We start from the raw sequence: 16,429 nt of genomic DNA on the forward strand, positions 1-16,429 counted from the left end.
TCAATGAGTTCCCAATATTATCGCTTAGAAGAAATTGCTGGTTTAGTTCAAGGTCAATGCATTGGACAAGCCGATTTACGTTTGCAAGGTTTGGCAAGCCTTGAGTCTGCTCAGGCGCATCAACTTGCATTCGTGAATGGCGATAAATATTTAGCGCAAGCACGTAGCTCTCAGGCGGGGGCTTTAATTGTGACCGCTTCACTACAAGCCGAGTTAGACAATCATCACAACTTTATTGTGGTCGATAATCCGTATTTAGCTTTTGCAATTTTAACCCATGTATTTGAGCGTAAGCATACGCAACGTGGTATAGAAAGCACAGCCCAAATCCATCCATCAGCCATCATCGCCGATAGTGCTTATATTGGTCATTACGTCGTAATTGGTGAAAATTGTGTGGTGGGTGACAATACGATTGTGCAATCGCACTGTAAAATTGATGACTTTGTCGAAATTGGTCAACAGTGTTTTATTGATTCACACGTGACTTTGACAGGCGCAGCCAAGCTTGGACATCGTGTGCGCATACACGCCAATACTGTAATTGGCAGTGAAGGCTTTGGCTTTGCACCTTATCAAGGCAAATGGCATCGTATTGCACAGTTGGGTTCGGTGATTATTGGCAATGACGTTCGTATTGGCTCGAATTGCAGCGTAGATCGCGGTGCACTAAGTGATACAATTTTGGAAGATGGTGTCATTATTGATAACCTTGTGCAAATCGCACATAACGTCAAATTAGGTGCTCATACGGCCATTGCAGCAAAAACTGCCGTGGCTGGAAGTGTGACAATTGGCAAAAACTGTATCATTGGTGGTGGAAGTGCAATTTCAGGGCACTTAAATATTGCTGATAATGTGACTTTGACAGGAATGTCAATGGTCACAAATAATATTTCTGAATCAGGAAAATATTCGTCAGGTATAGGCTTGTTTGAAAATCAAAAGTGGAAACGTACTGTTGTGCGCCTCAGACAATTAGCAGATGTGCCATTGACCCAATTGGTGAAAAGACTTGATGATATGCAATCTCAAATTGAGTCCCTTGAATCAACTTTTAAATTGCGTAAATAATTATGATGACTGAGTCGAATTCTAGCACCTTCACTAAACCTGAATTGCCAATGCACATTCAAACCATTCGTGAATATTTACCCCATCGCTATCCGTTTTTATTGGTAGACCGCATTGTAGAAGTCACTGATAACGGTATCGTGGGTTATAAAAACGTATCTATCAATGAAGAATTCTTGCAAGGACACTTCCCGAATTATCCGATCATGCCGGGTGTTTTAATCGTTGAAGCGATGGCACAAGTGTCGGGTATTTTAGGTTTTATCATGAATAATGAGAAACCGAGCGCAGGTTCTTTGTTCCTTTTTGCAGGCGCAGAAAAAGTTCGATTTAAAAAACAAGTCGTTGCAGGCGATCAACTTGTATTAAAATCTGAATTAGTTATGCAAAAACGAGGCATTTACAAATATAATTGTATCGCCACCGTTGATGGCGTCGTCGCAGCAACCGCGGAAATTATGGTTTCGCATCAGAAAACAGAGCAAGCATGAGCAATAACCCACTCATTCACCCAACCGCTATTATTGACTCATCTGCAGTAATCGCTTCAGATGTCACGATTGGTCCATACTGTATTATTGGCCCAAATGTAACGATTGGTGAGGGTACAAAACTTCATTCGCATGTGGTGATTGGTGGTTACACCCGTATTGGTCAGCACAATGAAATTTTCCAGTTCGCCAGCGTAGGTGAGGTCTGTCAGGACTTAAAATATGCAGGTGAGGAAACTTGGCTAGAAATTGGTGATCACAACAAAATTCGTGAACACTGCAGTTTGCATCGTGGTACGGTGCAAGACAATAGCCTGACCAAAATTGGTAGTCACAACTTACTTATGGTCAATACGCATATCGCACATGACTGTATGGTGGGTGATCACAATATTTTTGCCAATAACGTGGGTGTGGCAGGTCATGTGCATGTTGGGGATTATGTGGTTGTCGGTGGAAACTCTGGTATTCACCAATTCTGTAAAATTGACTCTTATAGCATGATTGGTGGTGCATCGCTCATTCTTAAAGATGTGCCTGCGTATGTCATGGTTTCTGGTAATCCTGCACATGCATTTGCAATGAATGTGGAAGGAATGCGTCGTAAAGGCTGGTCGAAGGATGTGATTCAAGGTCTTCGTGAAGCCTTTAAACTCATTTACAAATCTGGATTAACCACTGAGCAAGCCATTCAGCAAATTCGCATTGATATTTTGCCAAATGTGGCAGAAGCGCAGCGTTTAATTGATTCTTTAGAGCAATCTGAACGTGGTATTGTGCGTTAAGCTTTGAGTTTGTCGAATGCGGCAAGCTTCAGAATATTAAAAGACATCCTCGGATGTCTTTTTTATTGGCTTATTTAAAGAATCTTGCTTCTTCAGACTTTGGGTATTGGCTCAGAATTTTACTTTTGTATTGCGCTGCCAAAGCAGGTTTGTGATCTACATCTTGCGCAATACTATATAAACGATATAGGGCACTTGATGCTTTTGCAGATTGAGGGTACTTGGTTGCCACAATTTCAAAATTCTTTTTGGCTTCGCTGTAATTGGTCGGTTCAATCGCTAAATTAAACTCAGCTAACCAAAAATAAGCATTGCTGATATACACACTGTTTGGGTGGTTTTTAATAAAGTTTTGCATGGGTGCAATGGCTTTTTTAGCACCACCTTGTTTATAGGCATCCAATGCAACAGTATAGGCTGCTTTTTCTAGCTCAATATTGGTATTTAAACCTTGAGCTGTTGGGCTAACATGCGTTGTATTTTGCGCAGATTGCGGGGCATTGCTATTTAACTGGTTGTTGCTGGTGACTGGGTGCAGTATCCTTTTGGTTATCCTCCTCAGCGGTAGGAGTAGATTCAGGGTCTATTTTTTGCTGGAGCAGTTCTAGACGTTGATCTAAATCGGTATAGCGATTTTGCAATTCATGTTTGAGCTGCGCAATTTCATTGTCTTGTTCTTCAATTTTGCCGCGTAACTGGCGGATGTCATTTTCAAGTTGCTGGTTTTTTTGCATCAACTGCCAATTGATATTGGTGGGTACATTGGCAGTTGCCATATTACTCGTTGCAATCGCAGGGCTATTGGCATACCTAGCACTGCTTTGGCTGAGATTGTGGCTTTCAATTGGAATATTGGCAAATATAGGCGTTGAGCACAGTAGGGCAAGAGCACAAAGTGCATGCTTTTTTAGCATAATTGAACATCCATCTTAATCTTGTGTAGGTGAGTCCTTGTAAGCATATTGAACTCAACCTGTTGATTTGGTCATTTTCCACATTTAAAACGTCCACGCGTGGAATTGCAATAAGCTTTTACAAACTTATCATCAATCTCAGCGCAATATGGGTAAATCTAGGATTTAAATCTCGAAATAATTTTATGATGGGTTAGTTAGACTAAATTTTAAATGACGTTATTCTATAAATGTCTTCAATTGTTTTTAAAATAATCAATTGGATAGCATTATAAAAGGAAATACAGAACAACGCTTGCAAGTTTGTTAAAAATCTCTATACTCTGTTTTTGCAATGGTAGCCCTGCTGGTTACTTCGCAATTGTACTCTACGAACCCCGTCAGGACCGGAAGGTAGCAGCGGTAGTGGAGCTATGATGTGCCGAAGGCTTGCTGGTAGGGTTGCCACCAGTTTTGAAATAATAATTCTATTTATCTTCTACTTATTTTGATCTTATATCCACTATTTTAAAAATCCTGCTCTTTCCTACGAATTGCTTTCATAATCGCATCCATATCAAAGCCCCGATACTGTAAAAAACGAATTTGTTTGGCTTTAAGTTTTGGCTCGTTTGCGACTTCTGTGCCGAATTTTTTCACTTTCAGTTGATAGGCTTGTTCTGTCCAATCAGTTTCTTTAAGTTCTTCTGAAATTAAACTGCTATCCACTTTTTTGTTTTTAAGAGCCATTTTAATACGATTTGGCCCTTTACCTTGCCGCTTTTGGCTAGCCAGTAACATTTCTGCTAGGCGTTGATCACTCTGATAATTTTCACGTGCCAATTCATTGACTAACTCAATCACTTCATCACGGTTTTCTGCATATAAAGCCAGTTTTTCAATTAAGTCATTTTTAGAATATTCTTTACGCGTTAAGACAGCAAAGGCGTAGCTGCGTAGACGAGAACCTGTTAGTCCTGGGCGTTTGTTTTGCTGTTCGTCTTGGTCTTCATTGTGATTGTGTTCTTGATCATCAATGGCTTCCGTATGAGCAGGGTATTGTTTATTAATGTTAGGCGCAGAATTTGAGGCAAAATGCAGGGCAGACGTTGTTTCGGAATATATCTGCTCAGTTCTGCTACATGATTGCTCATCTTCGCCAAATTGTTGTTTTAGCGCAGCGTAATCAATCAGTTTGGGGAATTTGTCTTCAGGCATGGTAATGCTTCCATATACAATAAAACGCTCCGTAGAGCGTTCTATTTAATTCAGTTTGTTGTGTTCATATTAGCGTATGCTTAAACATCAAGTAAGTCGAATTCTTCTTCGTCTTTATCTTCTACAGGTGCTGCTTGACCTGTCGTGAGCAGTTGTTCACGAATAATCGCTTCGATGCCTTTAGCAAGCTCTGGATGTTCTTCAAGGTGGCGAATGGTGTTGTTTTTACCTTGACCAATTTTATCGCCTTGATAAGAATACCAAGCACCTGCTTTTTGCACGATATTTTGTTGAACAGCCAAATCGACCAGCTCGCCCAAATGGTTAACGCCTTTACCGTAAAGAATCTGGAACAATGCTTCTTTAAATGGAGGCGCCATTTTGTTTTTCACAACTTTGACTTTGGTTTCAGAACCAATAATCTCGTCGCCTTCTTTCACCTGACCTACACGGCGAATATCTAAACGAACAGAAGCATAGAACTTCAATGCGTTACCGCCAGTTGTGGTTTCTGGGCTACCAAACATTACACCAATTTTCATACGAATTTGGTTAATGAAGATCACCATACAGTTCGAACGTTTGGCATTACCTGTGATTTTACGCAAGGCTTGGCTCATTAAGCGCGCTTGTAAGCCCATGTGTGAATCACCCATTTCACCCTCAATCTCGGCGCGAGGGGTTAAGGCAGCCACGGAGTCGACTACAATCATGTCAATTGCACCAGAACGTACCAACATATCGGCAATTTCAAGGGCTTGTTCACCGTTGTCTGGTTGCGATACTAAAAGATTGTCAATATCTACACCAAGTTTACGTGCATATTGAGGATCAAGCGCGTGTTCGGCATCAATAAAGGCACAAGTTCCACCAGCTTTTTGACATTCTGCAATGGCTTGCAAGGTCATAGTCGTTTTACCTGATGATTCAGGGCCGTAAATTTCAATGATACGACCTTTAGGTAAGCCACCAATACCCAATGCAATATCTAGGGTCAATGAGCCTGTAGATACGGCTTCTACCGCTTGCACAGTGTTGTCACCAAGACGCATGACTGTGTTCTTACCAAATTGTTTTTCAATCTGGCTTAACGCAGCGTTTAACGCCTTGCTTTTATTCTCATCCATCTTACAACCTCAATACGATGTCACGAAACAATATACTCAAGTGGATGCATTTACTTAAATCTTTTCCACATGCAATATAGTGACAGAATTTGTCCTGTAGTTCTATTTATATCACGGGCTGTGCGACAGCCTGTGACGCTCTATTTAATCATCATTATATGACCAAAATTGGTCAAATTGCTGATCATTCTCTTGTTTAAATTTGCTGATGTCACGACGGTCTTTTTTACTTGGTCGATGATCAGGTCGTGCTAGATTATGCAACTTTCTTTGGGTCGCAATCAATTCCCTGCGTGCAATACTCACTTCAGTTTCTTCATAAAGTTGCTGAGCGACAGGGGCAGGGCCGCGTACGCCGGATAATGCCTTGACCAATACGGTTTTCTTATCAAAACCTTGTTGAATGGTCAGCTCAGTTCCCACACGAATTTCTTTGGAAACTTTAACGCGCTCGCCATTGTGATGTACTTTGCCGCCTTCAATGGCAGCTTTTGCAATAGAGCGGGTCTTGAAAAAACGTGCAGCCCATAGCCATTTATCAATTCGGATCGTTTCAATGGCTTCGTGGGACGAAGTTTTAGGCATATTTTTGAGTGTCCTCAAATTGTTCTAAGACAGGAATTAAATCTGTTAATTGGTGCAACATAGGGTAATTACAAGTCTGACGCGTAGGTTTTGCTGAGGATGGCTGGGCAATACTATATAAGTGTCCAATCCCAAAGGCTTTAGCACCATTAAGCACCTTTTCGGTGTCATCTATAAAATAGCAATCTTCAGGATTAAATGCATGTTGTTGTTGCAATGTTTGCCAAAATTCAACGCGCTCTTTGGCATAACCAATACTTTCAGAACTAACAATCACTTCAAAATACTTTGCTAAACCTGTATGTGCTAATTTAAAGTCTAAACCTGCACAATCGGCATTGGTGGTGAGCCAAATGTGATAGCCATTATTTTTTAAATATTCCAGTAACTCGATAGCTTGTGGACGCAACGTGACTTGATCTTTATATTCAAGTTGCATCGCAAGCATATCTACACCCACTTTAGCCGTCCAAAAACGTGAGGAATACCACTCTAAGGTGTGGCTATGCGCTTGATAAAAATCGTATAAAATTTCTTTGCTGCGCTCTAAAGAACAGGCGTGTAATTCTGCATAGCGAATAGGCAGTTGTTCATTCCAAATAAAATCATCATAAGCGAGATCTAACAGCGTTCCGTCCATGTCAAACATGATGATATTTTTGTGCATTTAGACATCCTAAACCATTAAGCAATTGCCAAAAGGCAAATAAAACTGGCTCATTTAAACATGCTTGAGGCATAACTCAAAATACTGTCTGATTATTCGCCAAATTGTGCTAGGCTAAATAAATAAGCACTGTACATGCGTTGCATATAAATTAGGTGAGATGGGGCAGTTGTAAAAAGTAACTGTAGCGTTCACAAAAACAATTTTTTTGACATATTTCTGTATTTGTTTGTCTGTACAAGCATAGAAATTGAATGGTAAATTTTTTAAATTAGGGAGCTAGTAATGGCTGAACAACAGTATTTAGATTTAAAACACTTAGATAAACAACTCGATGAGTTTGAGAAAAAGAAGAAAAAAATTAAGAAAATGCGTATCGGCTATAAATTATTTGCGCATTTAATGGGCGATGAAAAATTCGCCCATCATGTTTCAGAGTCGGCATTAAACCCAGATAAACGTAGTTATCGTAAAGTCAAAATTAAAATCACCTCAGATGAGGGAGAGTTAACTTTTCTAGAAAAGGATTGATTAATTTTTTGATTTAAAATTCTAGTGATTTTGATTATGTATACAAATTTGTGTACCTTTAAATCTGGCCCGATTGATGCAGATCGGGCTTTTTTATACCTTAATTCTATGAATGGTTCAACCTGAATTAGAATCCTTTTATAAGTCGAAATTTGATCATAAATGATCAGTAAAATTAGTATTGAAAGTCCCTTCTTTTACGCCATGTATTGCTCAGGATGAGGAGTATATTCCGCAAGTGGATGAGGGGGTTCTTATAAAAAACCTCTCCCTGAGGAGCATGCTCCGCAAGTCTCCTAAAAGGAAAGGGAATTTCCTTTGCAGTGATTCAAAAATGATTTAAGAAAGAATCTTTTTAAATAAAATGCATCAAGTTGTCATAATCTGCACTTAAGCTATTCAGCAAACTCAGTAAAATGTAATAGGTTGTGTTTAGTCTATTTCAGTATAAGTTCTGTGTATAAATGTGGCAAGGTGCGCTCAAATGTTACGCTTTAACTATCAAAAGAGGCATGAATATGACAGAACGATACCTGAGAATATTGACAATTTTTCATGATTAAATAAATTTAAAAGGAATTGTGATGTCTATTTTAGGAATTGCCATTACCACTATTTTGGGTTTATTGGGTATTGCTGCAATTATTATTGGTTTTTTTGGTGGTGAAACTTATTTGGTGATTGTGGGTATTTTATTATTGGTTAGTGGTGCACTCACTTTATCGATGTTTAAAAAAAGATTATCCAATCCATTTAAAGATTAATTAACTAAGCACTCAATAAATAAAAAACTCAAGTAAAAATGAATTGCCTTGACACATAAAGTCTTGATTTAGCATATCTAGCCACTAAATTTTATCTACGCATCAGCCGTAAATTTTATTACAATGTTTTTATGAAAGTAATGAAAAATTAGACCTTTAGATACAGTCTAAAAAGGATAGTTATGTTTATAAAAACAAAGGCGCCAACGCATACTTTAATTTTACAGTTATTGCCAATCGTGCAGCAGGCGTGTGAAATTTTAAATCAGGAATTTCAAGATTATTGTTCAGGTGCTGCTTTTGATGTAGAAAAGAAAACTGATGATTCTCCTGTTACGCAAGCCGATTATCGAGTCAATTATTATTTAATGCAGGCTTTGGCAAAAATCTCCAATTTACCTGTGTTGTCCGAAGAAGGTGAGCAAGACCAACGTCAGCAATGGCAGCAATTTTGGTTGCTTGATCCTTTAGATGGCACGAAAGAGTTTTTACATCAACGTCCTGAATTTACCATTAATTTAAGTTTAATTTGTGGTGTGCAAACAACTTTTGCAGTACTTGCAGTACCAGGCGAGCAAACTATTTATTTTTGTCCTGAACAGGGTATGCCATTGAAATATCATATTTTAACTCAGCAATGGTATCTCTATCAGTCTGAACCCACGGTAACATCTTCAGTTCTAAAAATTGGATTAAGCCACAGTAGTCAAAAAAAATCACACTATGCAGACTATTTAAAAAGCTTGGCGCAGTTGACCAATTTTGAAGAACTAAAAGCAGGTAGTGCTTATAAATTCTGCATGATTTTGGAAGATCGTGTCGATATTTACCCACGTTTTCATCCGACTTCTGAGTGGGACACCAGTGCAGGACAATGTTTATTGGAACGAATAGGTGGTGGATTGGTCGATTTTCAGGGACGGGCATTTTTATATAATCAGCGCGATACATTGTTAAATGGTGGTTTTATCGCCTATAAAAATACGCAGATGAAACAGATTGCCTTACAAGCACTTGGACTTATGGCGAAGTCAGATTGAGCAAAGTGCTGAACATGGTATAGTGTCAAGCAACCAAGTTAAAATTTTGGCTAGATCATGGCATTAGAACTACTCCCTGCAAGTATGCTTAAAGCAATTGATTTATTGCCTGATGCTCAGACGCCTGTGACTTTGTTTACACGTCATTCTATTCGTGAAATTGTCGTTGGTCAGGGTTTGGCTGGCTATAATTTACAATTGACCGAACAAGGTCGCGATTTAGCCGAAGCATGGGGAGGCTACTTGGTTGGAAATACAGATCGGGTGATTCAACACTGTATTTCAAGTCCTATTCAGCGTTGTGTCGATACGGCTGCTTTAATGATTCGTGGGGCAGATGGCATTACCCTCGAACCCAATACCCATCACATTGAAATTATAGAACAAGGTTTATTGGTGGAACCAGGAAGCTTTGTACTTGATATCAAACAGGCAGGCCCATATTTTCAGAAACAGGGTGCTTTAGGCTTTATTAATAGTTTTGTGAATAATGCCTTGCCCGGCATGAAACATCCGATTCATGGTGTCGTGGATGTCCTTGAGCTGATTTATAACACCCATCCAACCAACCAATACGGACTGAGTTTGGCTGTGAGTCATGATACGATTTTAGCTGCAATTATCGCGGTAATTTCTGGACGTAATGAAGTCACGCAAGCCGATTGGCCAGATATGATGGAAGGTTTATTCGTTTGGTTTGAAGGTGATGAGTTTTTAGAATCCAAGCTAAAATGGATTTGGCGCGGTCAGATTCACACTTTAGATATCTCGCAATTTCGTCAGAAAGTTTAAGCAGAACATTGAACGCATATTCTAGTGCTATCCATTCAGTACGATAGAATACCGTCTGTCAGAAATTAAAAAAAATAATTCAAATTTTATTCTCTTTTTTTCCTTCATTTTATGCAGTTGTGAGCGCAAACTCGATCAAATATTGTCTATCAATCTGTGTGCTGCTTTAAAAATTCGCTGATTTTTATAAAGAAAAATTAATAAAATTGTGTTGAAAATATAAAGCGATATGAAACTTGAGAATTGCATAATTTTATACATCTATTTAATATAAAAATACAAGTTATTGAAAAATATGTGTTTATTTTTATATTTTTTGTCATAAATTGACATTGGGGTGGAATAAATAATGAAAAGTGTGACTCGGTTTTCGCTTAGTCTATTAAGTGTATGTATATTATCATCCATGCTTGCCGCATGTGGTGGTGGCGGTGGTGGTGAGGGAGATACCGCTGGGAATTCAAATCAAGAAAATCCAATACCACCGGAAAATCCTCAGCAACCACCTGTGGGCAATGTGGCTAATCCTTATCCTGAACCTAAACAAGATGTCATCAATCAATCGGTACTCGGGTTTTATGATTACAACGCTAATTCTGAATCACGTGAAGTGCGTAATGATTTAGATGGTGATTTTCAGGCAATGATTCAATTTGCTCAAGGGCATGTGGTTGACCCGAATGGTAACGAGGTGAAAAAAATGCCACGTCTAACCGCAGAAAAAGAAGCATTATTATTGGTTACGCCAAATCAAGGCATGGGCAATATCGACACTTTACAGCTTGAAGTGTATCAAAATGAGCGCTTGTTACGTCGTGTTGCTTTACTTGATCCAACCCAGATTACTGCTTCAGACCAGAGCAATCAAGATGGTCGTGCCGAGGTACTGTATAGTAAGCGTGCGTGGTCGGCTAAATTAAATTGGGATGAAGTACGTCCTGGTTTAAAGCTGCGTTTGGTTGATTCTAAAAACCGTAGTGGTGCACTTGACGCAGAAAAAATTGATTTTGCAGCACCGGGTGAATTGGTACTCAACAATATTCGTATTGGTCTACTAACTGCACCACCGAAATCGGGCGGGCATTATATGTTATTAGAGCCTGAAAAAGCGGGTACCGATTATTTCCAAACCATTCCTGCGGCACAAATGACCGTGGCAAAATATGATGATATTCAGCTAGATCGAGTGATGGTCGCCAACGGCACGATTTACGATACCCAAAGTGCGGGTGAAGGTGGTGTCTATTCGGGGGACATGCGGGAAAATACTGCAAAATCGACCTTTAGTGTGGGAATTAACTTAGCCAACTGGGGTGTGACCAGTGCCTCTATGCAAAGTCAGCAACAGCCACAACTTACACAAACTGTAATTGCCCATCATGCACGAGGTAAATATACAAATGGTGATCAAACGCATGGTTTAAGTGGCGGTAATGGTATGTTGACTCTGTATGATTCTGTGGGCAACGAGTTCAGCCATGAAATTGGACATCATTATGGTCTAGGGCATTATCCGGGTTCACAAGGTGAAAATATGTTCTGGGCTGCACACCATGCAGACAGCGGTTGGGGCTATATTGCGTATCGTAATAAAATGCGCGGTAATTTAGCGTGGCATACTCGAAACTTGGGTGATGGCAAAAATGGTGTGCCTAACTTCCTGAAACAATATGCTTATAGTTGGGATGCGATGTCAGGTGGTGCAACCAACAGTAGCATTTCGCGTTATACCCATTACACGGGTTACAGTACCCATATTCGGATTCAACCCCACTTTGGGGCGCGACATGTTTGGGATGAAAGCTCACCAAGTGGTTATAAAATTTGGAATAAAGACACACGCCAAATGGAAGTGGTTTATCCAAAAGTACCAAGCTCCAATCAGGTTTGGTACAACAGTGCCGATGGTTACTATTTAAAACCGCGCTTATTTGGTGTGCCTGTAATTACTATTATTGGCGGATATGATCCTGAAACTCAGCAAGGTGTGTTGTATCCTGCTGCACGCAGTAACTGGGGTGATGTTTATAATTTACCTGTGGCAAATCGTGCTGCTGAAAATGCCGCATGTTGGTTAGATGTTCAATATGCCAATCGTAATCAGAACGTGGCATTGGCACCTAACCGTATGACCAGCAATGCCAATAAACTGCATGTCAATTTAGCACTTGCTGAGCAGCCAAAACAGGTGAATTTATACTGTAAAAAAGCCAATCATGCCGAGAAGTTATTATCGACACTGAATATTCCGCAATATAGCGATAGTATTCAACCTGCGGTAAAAATTGGTCGTACACATGGCTATGAAGCTTTAAGAAAAGTTGAAATGCCTGATTTTCAGAAGCAGTTGGAAGCGCAAGCCAGTCAAGCTGTGGTGGCTTTAAAACCTGCTGCACAACTATTGTATGATTCTTATGCAGATTATCGTCAAGAGCTAAGTGCAACTGCACAGCAACAATTACAGCGTTATGAACAACAGCAAAATACGATTTATCGTTTAAACCGCTGGATGAATGTTTATCGTGCCGATTTAGAAAAGACTAAGCCTGAAGCGGAAACAGCATTGCACAATTTTGTGGAGCGATTGGGTTTAGGCAATGAAAATATTGTGGCTGAAGCAACACTAATGAAAAACAGAAATAACTGTTTGAAAGTTGAAACTTTGGCGAGTGGTCAGAAAAATGCTTACATTAGTGGAGCAAGTGGCTGTACAGGCGATGCAACTGAGCAGTGGATTTATGATGGTTTGGGGCGTATTCACAGCAAAGCAGAAATGGATCAGTGCTTAACCAACAACGGCAATGTGGTCTCACTTGCAAGCTGCAGTACATCTAAAGACAGTCAGGTCTGGGAAATGCACACAGCTTCGGGAACGATTCGTCAGGGGAATCAGTGCTTTGATTTAGAGCATGGCTACCTAAAAGAAAACCGCGCGCGTTTAATTCGTTATGGTTGCACAGGTGGTGCGAATCAGCAATGGACGCAATTAAAGGCTAATAACAGTTTGCAACTGGCTTATTTAAGTCCACAAAATTTACGACTGATGCTGAAATAATTCTTCGTCTGAATTATTCATCTTCATTAATTTAAAACACCTTTTGACCAGTTCAGGAGGTGTTTTTTATTTTATGGTGGCAGGTGTATTTGAAGTGATGTAATTGGCGTGCAGAAACTAAAGATTGCTTAATTTGATAAATTATCGAAACAGCAGGCACAAAAAAAGCCCTTAACGGGCTTCTTTTGTTTAACACTTAGTTAGAAGCTAAAGCTTTAACTTGAGCGTTTAAACGGCTCTTATGACGAGCTGCTTTGTTCTTATGGATGATGCCTTTATCAGCCATACGGTCAATTACTGGAACAGCTTTTTTGTAAGCTTCAGTAGCAACCGCATAATCACCTGCAGCAATAGCAGCGATTGTGCGTTTTAAATAAGTACGAACCATAGAACGTAAGCTTGCGTTGTGTTTACGTGCTTTAACGTTTTGACGAGCACGTTTTCTAGCTTGAGCAGAGTTTGCCACTCGTGCACTCCTTGAAATAGATTGGTCTGGGCGGGCTGCAATTACTTCCGAAAACCAACATCAGAAGAATTATCACCAGCCCGTAAACAAGTGCCATATTTTGATGAAACTAGACAGTTAAGTCAAGTCTTGACATGCTTTGACAACATTTTAGCTGCAGAAAAATCAGAAAGAAACAGGTAGATTAGCTTTAAGCCTCAGAGATTGTTTAAAAAATGACAAATTCTATTCAAAATGCAATTGTAATTGGTGGGAATGGTTTAGTTGGGCAGCAATTGGTCAAACAGCTTAATCAGCTGCCTGAATGTAAAAATATCACCGTTGTTTTGCGTAGACCTTGCTCGGAATTAAATCGCTTAGAAAAAGTCCAGACGTTACTCCTCGAAGACTTTTTATTGCTCAATGATGAAGATGTGAGCGGTTATAGTCATGCATTCAGTTGTTTAGGCACAACCTTAAAAAAGGCAGGCTCAAAGCAGGGATTTTATGCTGTGGACTATACCATCAATGCACATTTTGCCGAATTATTGCAGGCGAAGGGTACGCATTACATATTGGTCAGTGCTTTGGGAGCAGAAGCCAAATCAGCCGTATTTTATAATCGTGTCAAAGGTGAGCTAGAACAATATATTGAAAGTTTGGATTTAGACAAAGTATCAATTTTGCGTCCATCTTTATTATTGGGTGAGCGCAACGAACAACGGCGTTTAGAAGATTTAGGACAAAAGCTGTATCTTAAAATATCACGATTTATTCCCGATCATTTTACATATAAGCCAGTAAGTGCTACGCAAGTGGCTCATACTATGGTCGAGGCAGCGCAATCGCAAATTCATAAATTTCAAATTTATGATAATTTACAAATACAAAAAACCAAGTAAAAGGGGAACAACGTGTCTACAGTACCATTCGTAACTTGTGACTTATTAGATGACCATCCAGAACATGACCTTCAAGTGGTGATTCCATCTTTGGATGGTAAATTTTTCAAAAGTTACGGTGCACGTAAAACTTTTGGTGGTCAAATTGTGACTGTAAAATGCTTTGAAGATAACTCACGTGTAAAAGAGTTATTGGCAACCGATGGCACAGGCAAAGTTTTGGTGGTAGATGGTGGGGCATCTATGCGCTGTGCCTTAATGGGTGACTTGATTGCTGAATCCGCAGTGAAAAATCACTGGAATGGCGTGATCATTTACGGCTGTGTACGTGATGTCGATGCAATTGCAGCACTTGATTTAGGCGTACATGCTTTGGCTTCAATTCCACAAAAAAGTAACCGCAAAGGCGTGGGTGAAGTGGATGTGAGTTTGCATTTCGGACAAGTCACTTTTAATTCGGGCGATTATGTCTATGCTGATAACAACGGTATTATTGTGGCAAAAGAAAAGTTGGTCGATTTATAAGCGGTTTGATGGCGCAGTCATCAAATTGCTGAGCACATCACAAGGAAAACAAAATGGTGCATCATCAAATTAAAGTCATTCAGGCAGTGGCATCTATGCTCACCGAAGGTGGACGTGGAGTGAATGGGACAGCATTTCCTAAGCAACCCGAAAAAGCCTTAAAGTTATATGAGTTTGAAGGTTCACCATTTTGCCGTCGTGTACGCGAAGTCATGACCTTGTTAAATTTGGATTATGAGGTTTATCCATGCCCCAAAGGCGGCACAAAATATCGACCTTTGGTGAAACAACTGGGTGGTAAAACTCAGTTTCCATTTTTAATTGATGAAAATACAGGTGATCAGCTCTATGAATCACAGCAGATCATTCATCATTTATTCAAACATTATGGCAAAAGTGGAAAAACGCCAAAAAAATACGCGCATTTTCCTAAAATTCCTTATGTTGCACTTGCAGGCACGTTATTGAATGGTGCACGTGGTGTGTGGATTAACCAGAAAATTGTAGAGCGCGCTGCACCTGAACAACTGATTGAACTGTGGGGTTTTGAGGGAAGTCCTTATACACGTGTAGTACGTGGTGTATTGACTGAACTGGAGTTGCCATTCAAATTTCATAATGTAGCCAAAGAGCGTTGGCAAGATCAAGGCTTGGCAAAATTACGTTTAAAACCGGGTAAATATGTGCCACTGGCAGGTGGTAAGCGTGAGCAGGTATTAAAAGTCATGGGTGATAATATTCAAGTCCCATTTTTAATCGATCCAAATACCCAGACTCAGCTTTTTGAATCAGCTAAGATTGTGAAGTATTTACAGCAAACTTATGGCAAATAAGCTTTAAGTCATTTTTTGATTGTTATAAAAGCATCTTCAAGATGCTTTTTTGCATTTGGCAGGATGCAAAATATGCATCATTATAAATAGCCTAAGCAAAGTGGGGTTGAAACACTGACTTATAACATCAGGGGAGCATAAATCACCCTGATCAGTTGCATCTATTTTAGTGAAGCATTTAAACTCTGCAGCATTCACTTTGATTTCGCCAATTTATAGGTTCAAAATGTTCAGCAAACTTACAGGGTTGTTTAAAAATAAAGCCAATCTCGAAGAAATTGCCTATTTAGAAGCACAGAATATTCAATGGGATGCGGAACAAGGCTATATGGTCGATGGTATTTTGCTTAACGATGTTTTGGCAGAGCGTTTAAATTATTTATCCAACCGCCGTATGCAGCAGTTTGATGATTTGGCACAGCTGTATTCTACAGCTATGATTATCAATGAAAAAATTGATCTGGAAATTGCGCAACAGCGTTTTAACACAATGCTTGGTAATACCGAAGAAAACTTACTGGAATTTAAAGCGATTGTTAAAAAATTGAATGATTATTATCGACAGTTTTTACGTGATCAAAAGTAAAGAGGCGTGTGTATCAAACTTTAAAGCTCGCTGTTTTATAAAATTTTGCAATTAAATACGCTGTAATGGTGGATGAAAAAAATTACGTAAAACCGTCAATTCATCGTGCTAGTATA

17 protein-coding genes, 1 other RNA gene and 1 pseudogene are annotated in these 16,429 nt (G+C 39.5%); 13 read left to right on the plus strand and 6 right to left on the minus strand.

From position 1 onward, the window contains the following. The first annotated feature begins 3 nt into the window (after nucleotides 1-3). The 3 genes from lpxD to lpxA are packed head-to-tail and all read left to right on the plus strand — an operon-like array spanning nucleotide 4 to nucleotide 2,350. The gene (gene lpxD / locus FTU70_RS09630; protein ID WP_180060515.1) at nucleotides 4-1,074 is read left to right on the plus strand and encodes a UDP-3-O-(3-hydroxymyristoyl)glucosamine N-acyltransferase; all 1,071 of its coding nucleotides are present in this window, start codon (nucleotides 4-6) and stop codon (nucleotides 1,072-1,074) included. A gap of 2 nt (nucleotides 1,075-1,076) precedes the next feature. Continuing rightward, on the plus strand, nucleotides 1,077-1,565 hold the full coding sequence (fabZ, locus tag FTU70_RS09635; RefSeq protein WP_004976697.1) for a 3-hydroxyacyl-ACP dehydratase FabZ: 489 nt from the start codon (nucleotides 1,077-1,079) through the stop codon (nucleotides 1,563-1,565). After that, a complete protein-coding gene (lpxA, locus tag FTU70_RS09640; protein WP_004976696.1) occupies nucleotides 1,562-2,350 on the plus strand; it encodes an acyl-ACP--UDP-N-acetylglucosamine O-acyltransferase in 789 nt (262 codons plus the stop codon). Before fabZ ends, lpxA begins: the two co-directional genes overlap by 4 nt. 70 nt (nucleotides 2,351-2,420) lie before the next feature. On the opposite strand, the pseudogene FTU70_RS09645 reads toward lpxA, so the two are convergent. Continuing rightward, nucleotides 2,421-3,267 (minus strand): annotated as a pseudogene (locus FTU70_RS09645) (YbgF trimerization domain-containing protein). A gap of 341 nt (nucleotides 3,268-3,608) precedes the next feature. On the opposite strand from FTU70_RS09645, the gene ffs reads away from it, so the two are divergent. After that, an RNA gene (gene ffs, locus FTU70_RS09650) (signal recognition particle sRNA small type) lies at nucleotides 3,609-3,705 on the plus strand. A gap of 66 nt (nucleotides 3,706-3,771) precedes the next feature. Here the strand turns inward: ffs and FTU70_RS09655 are convergent. From FTU70_RS09655 to FTU70_RS09670, 4 genes are all read right to left on the minus strand, one after another. Next, nucleotides 3,772-4,461: a regulatory protein RecX gene (locus FTU70_RS09655; protein WP_167845975.1), complete on the minus strand. Its 690-nt coding sequence runs from the start codon at nucleotides 4,459-4,461 to the stop codon at nucleotides 3,772-3,774. A gap of 80 nt (nucleotides 4,462-4,541) precedes the next feature. Continuing rightward, a complete protein-coding gene (recA, locus tag FTU70_RS09660) occupies nucleotides 4,542-5,588 on the minus strand; it encodes a recombinase RecA (protein ID WP_004976691.1) in 1,047 nt (348 codons plus the stop codon). Nucleotides 5,589-5,732: 144 nt separating this feature from the next. Further along, on the minus strand, nucleotides 5,733-6,173 hold the full coding sequence (locus FTU70_RS09665) for an RNA-binding S4 domain-containing protein (protein WP_004976690.1): 441 nt from the start codon (nucleotides 6,171-6,173) through the stop codon (nucleotides 5,733-5,735). Then, nucleotides 6,166-6,840 (minus strand): HAD-IA family hydrolase, encoded by a 675-nt coding sequence (locus FTU70_RS09670; RefSeq protein WP_096901429.1) that lies wholly within the window; start codon nucleotides 6,838-6,840, stop codon nucleotides 6,166-6,168. The genes FTU70_RS09665 and FTU70_RS09670 overlap by 8 nt, the downstream gene beginning before the upstream one ends. Nucleotides 6,841-7,125: 285 nt before the next feature. Here FTU70_RS09670 and FTU70_RS09675 point away from each other — a divergent pair, with 285 nt between their 5' ends. From FTU70_RS09675 to FTU70_RS09695, 5 genes are all read left to right on the plus strand, one after another. Continuing rightward, nucleotides 7,126-7,371, plus strand: coding sequence for a hypothetical protein (locus FTU70_RS09675; protein ID WP_004976684.1), 246 nt, complete (start codon nucleotides 7,126-7,128; stop codon nucleotides 7,369-7,371). 584 nt (nucleotides 7,372-7,955) lie between these two features. After that, nucleotides 7,956-8,135, plus strand: a complete 180-nt coding sequence (locus FTU70_RS09680) for a hypothetical protein (RefSeq protein ID WP_004976682.1) — start codon at nucleotides 7,956-7,958, stop codon at nucleotides 8,133-8,135. Between the two features lie 182 nt (nucleotides 8,136-8,317). Then, entirely contained in the window at nucleotides 8,318-9,175 is an 858-nt protein-coding gene (locus FTU70_RS09685; protein WP_131261461.1) for a 3'(2'),5'-bisphosphate nucleotidase CysQ, read from the plus strand. Between the two features lie 57 nt (nucleotides 9,176-9,232). Continuing rightward, nucleotides 9,233-9,967 carry a histidine phosphatase family protein gene (locus tag FTU70_RS09690; RefSeq protein WP_004976677.1) on the plus strand — a complete coding sequence of 245 codons (735 nt, stop codon included), beginning with the start codon at nucleotides 9,233-9,235 and terminating at the stop codon, nucleotides 9,965-9,967. 406 nt (nucleotides 9,968-10,373) lie between these two features. Further along, nucleotides 10,374-13,022: a M66 family metalloprotease gene (locus FTU70_RS09695; protein WP_257222571.1), complete on the plus strand. Its 2,649-nt coding sequence runs from the start codon at nucleotides 10,374-10,376 to the stop codon at nucleotides 13,020-13,022. Nucleotides 13,023-13,218: 196 nt separating this feature from the next. On the opposite strand, the gene rpsT is transcribed toward FTU70_RS09695, so the two are convergent. Beyond that, the gene (gene rpsT / locus FTU70_RS09700; RefSeq protein ID WP_004976669.1) at nucleotides 13,219-13,488 is read right to left on the minus strand and encodes a 30S ribosomal protein S20; all 270 of its coding nucleotides are present in this window, start codon (nucleotides 13,486-13,488) and stop codon (nucleotides 13,219-13,221) included. A 215-nt stretch (nucleotides 13,489-13,703) separates the two neighbouring features. On the opposite strand from rpsT, the gene FTU70_RS09705 reads away from it, so the two are divergent. The 4 genes from FTU70_RS09705 to FTU70_RS09720 all read left to right on the plus strand — a co-directional run bounded on the left by FTU70_RS09705 (nucleotide 13,704) and on the right by FTU70_RS09720 (nucleotide 16,313). After that, the gene (locus FTU70_RS09705; RefSeq protein WP_004976668.1) at nucleotides 13,704-14,369 is read left to right on the plus strand and encodes an NAD(P)H-binding protein; all 666 of its coding nucleotides are present in this window, start codon (nucleotides 13,704-13,706) and stop codon (nucleotides 14,367-14,369) included. A 12-nt stretch (nucleotides 14,370-14,381) separates the two neighbouring features. After that, nucleotides 14,382-14,894, plus strand: coding sequence for a ribonuclease E activity regulator RraA (rraA, locus tag FTU70_RS09710; RefSeq protein ID WP_004976667.1), 513 nt, complete (start codon nucleotides 14,382-14,384; stop codon nucleotides 14,892-14,894). Nucleotides 14,895-14,947: 53 nt separating this feature from the next. Beyond that, on the plus strand, nucleotides 14,948-15,727 hold the full coding sequence (locus FTU70_RS09715) for a glutathione S-transferase N-terminal domain-containing protein (protein WP_004976665.1): 780 nt from the start codon (nucleotides 14,948-14,950) through the stop codon (nucleotides 15,725-15,727). Between the two features lie 226 nt (nucleotides 15,728-15,953). After that, the gene (locus tag FTU70_RS09720; protein WP_131261458.1) at nucleotides 15,954-16,313 is read left to right on the plus strand and encodes a hypothetical protein; all 360 of its coding nucleotides are present in this window, start codon (nucleotides 15,954-15,956) and stop codon (nucleotides 16,311-16,313) included. Nucleotides 16,314-16,429: the final 116 nt, after the last annotated feature.

It is taken from the genome of Acinetobacter sp. YH12135 (assembly GCF_013418565.1).
Lineage (GTDB): Bacteria > Pseudomonadota > Gammaproteobacteria > Pseudomonadales > Moraxellaceae > Acinetobacter > Acinetobacter towneri.

Coding starts and splice junctions, on each gene's coding strand:
- lpxD (WP_180060515.1), top strand. CDS start 4: ATGAGTTCCCAATATTATCGCTTAGAAGAAATTGCTGGTTTAGTTCAA.
- FTU70_RS09695 (WP_257222571.1), top strand. CDS start 10,374: ATGCTTGCCGCATGTGGTGGTGGCGGTGGTGGTGAGGGAGATACCGCT.
- FTU70_RS09670 (WP_096901429.1), bottom strand. CDS start 6,840: ATGCACAAAAATATCATCATGTTTGACATGGACGGAACGCTGTTAGAT.
- FTU70_RS09665 (WP_004976690.1), bottom strand. CDS start 6,173: ATGCCTAAAACTTCGTCCCACGAAGCCATTGAAACGATCCGAATTGAT.
- FTU70_RS09675 (WP_004976684.1), top strand. CDS start 7,126: ATGGCTGAACAACAGTATTTAGATTTAAAACACTTAGATAAACAACTC.
- FTU70_RS09690 (WP_004976677.1), top strand. CDS start 9,233: ATGGCATTAGAACTACTCCCTGCAAGTATGCTTAAAGCAATTGATTTA.
- lpxA (WP_004976696.1), top strand. CDS start 1,562: ATGAGCAATAACCCACTCATTCACCCAACCGCTATTATTGACTCATCT.
- recA (WP_004976691.1), bottom strand. CDS start 5,588: ATGGATGAGAATAAAAGCAAGGCGTTAAACGCTGCGTTAAGCCAGATT.
- FTU70_RS09715 (WP_004976665.1), top strand. CDS start 14,948: ATGGTGCATCATCAAATTAAAGTCATTCAGGCAGTGGCATCTATGCTC.
- FTU70_RS09680 (WP_004976682.1), top strand. CDS start 7,956: ATGTCTATTTTAGGAATTGCCATTACCACTATTTTGGGTTTATTGGGT.
- FTU70_RS09705 (WP_004976668.1), top strand. CDS start 13,704: ATGACAAATTCTATTCAAAATGCAATTGTAATTGGTGGGAATGGTTTA.
- fabZ (WP_004976697.1), top strand. CDS start 1,077: ATGATGACTGAGTCGAATTCTAGCACCTTCACTAAACCTGAATTGCCA.
- FTU70_RS09655 (WP_167845975.1), bottom strand. CDS start 4,461: ATGCCTGAAGACAAATTCCCCAAACTGATTGATTACGCTGCGCTAAAA.
- FTU70_RS09685 (WP_131261461.1), top strand. CDS start 8,318: ATGTTTATAAAAACAAAGGCGCCAACGCATACTTTAATTTTACAGTTA.
- FTU70_RS09720 (WP_131261458.1), top strand. CDS start 15,954: ATGTTCAGCAAACTTACAGGGTTGTTTAAAAATAAAGCCAATCTCGAA.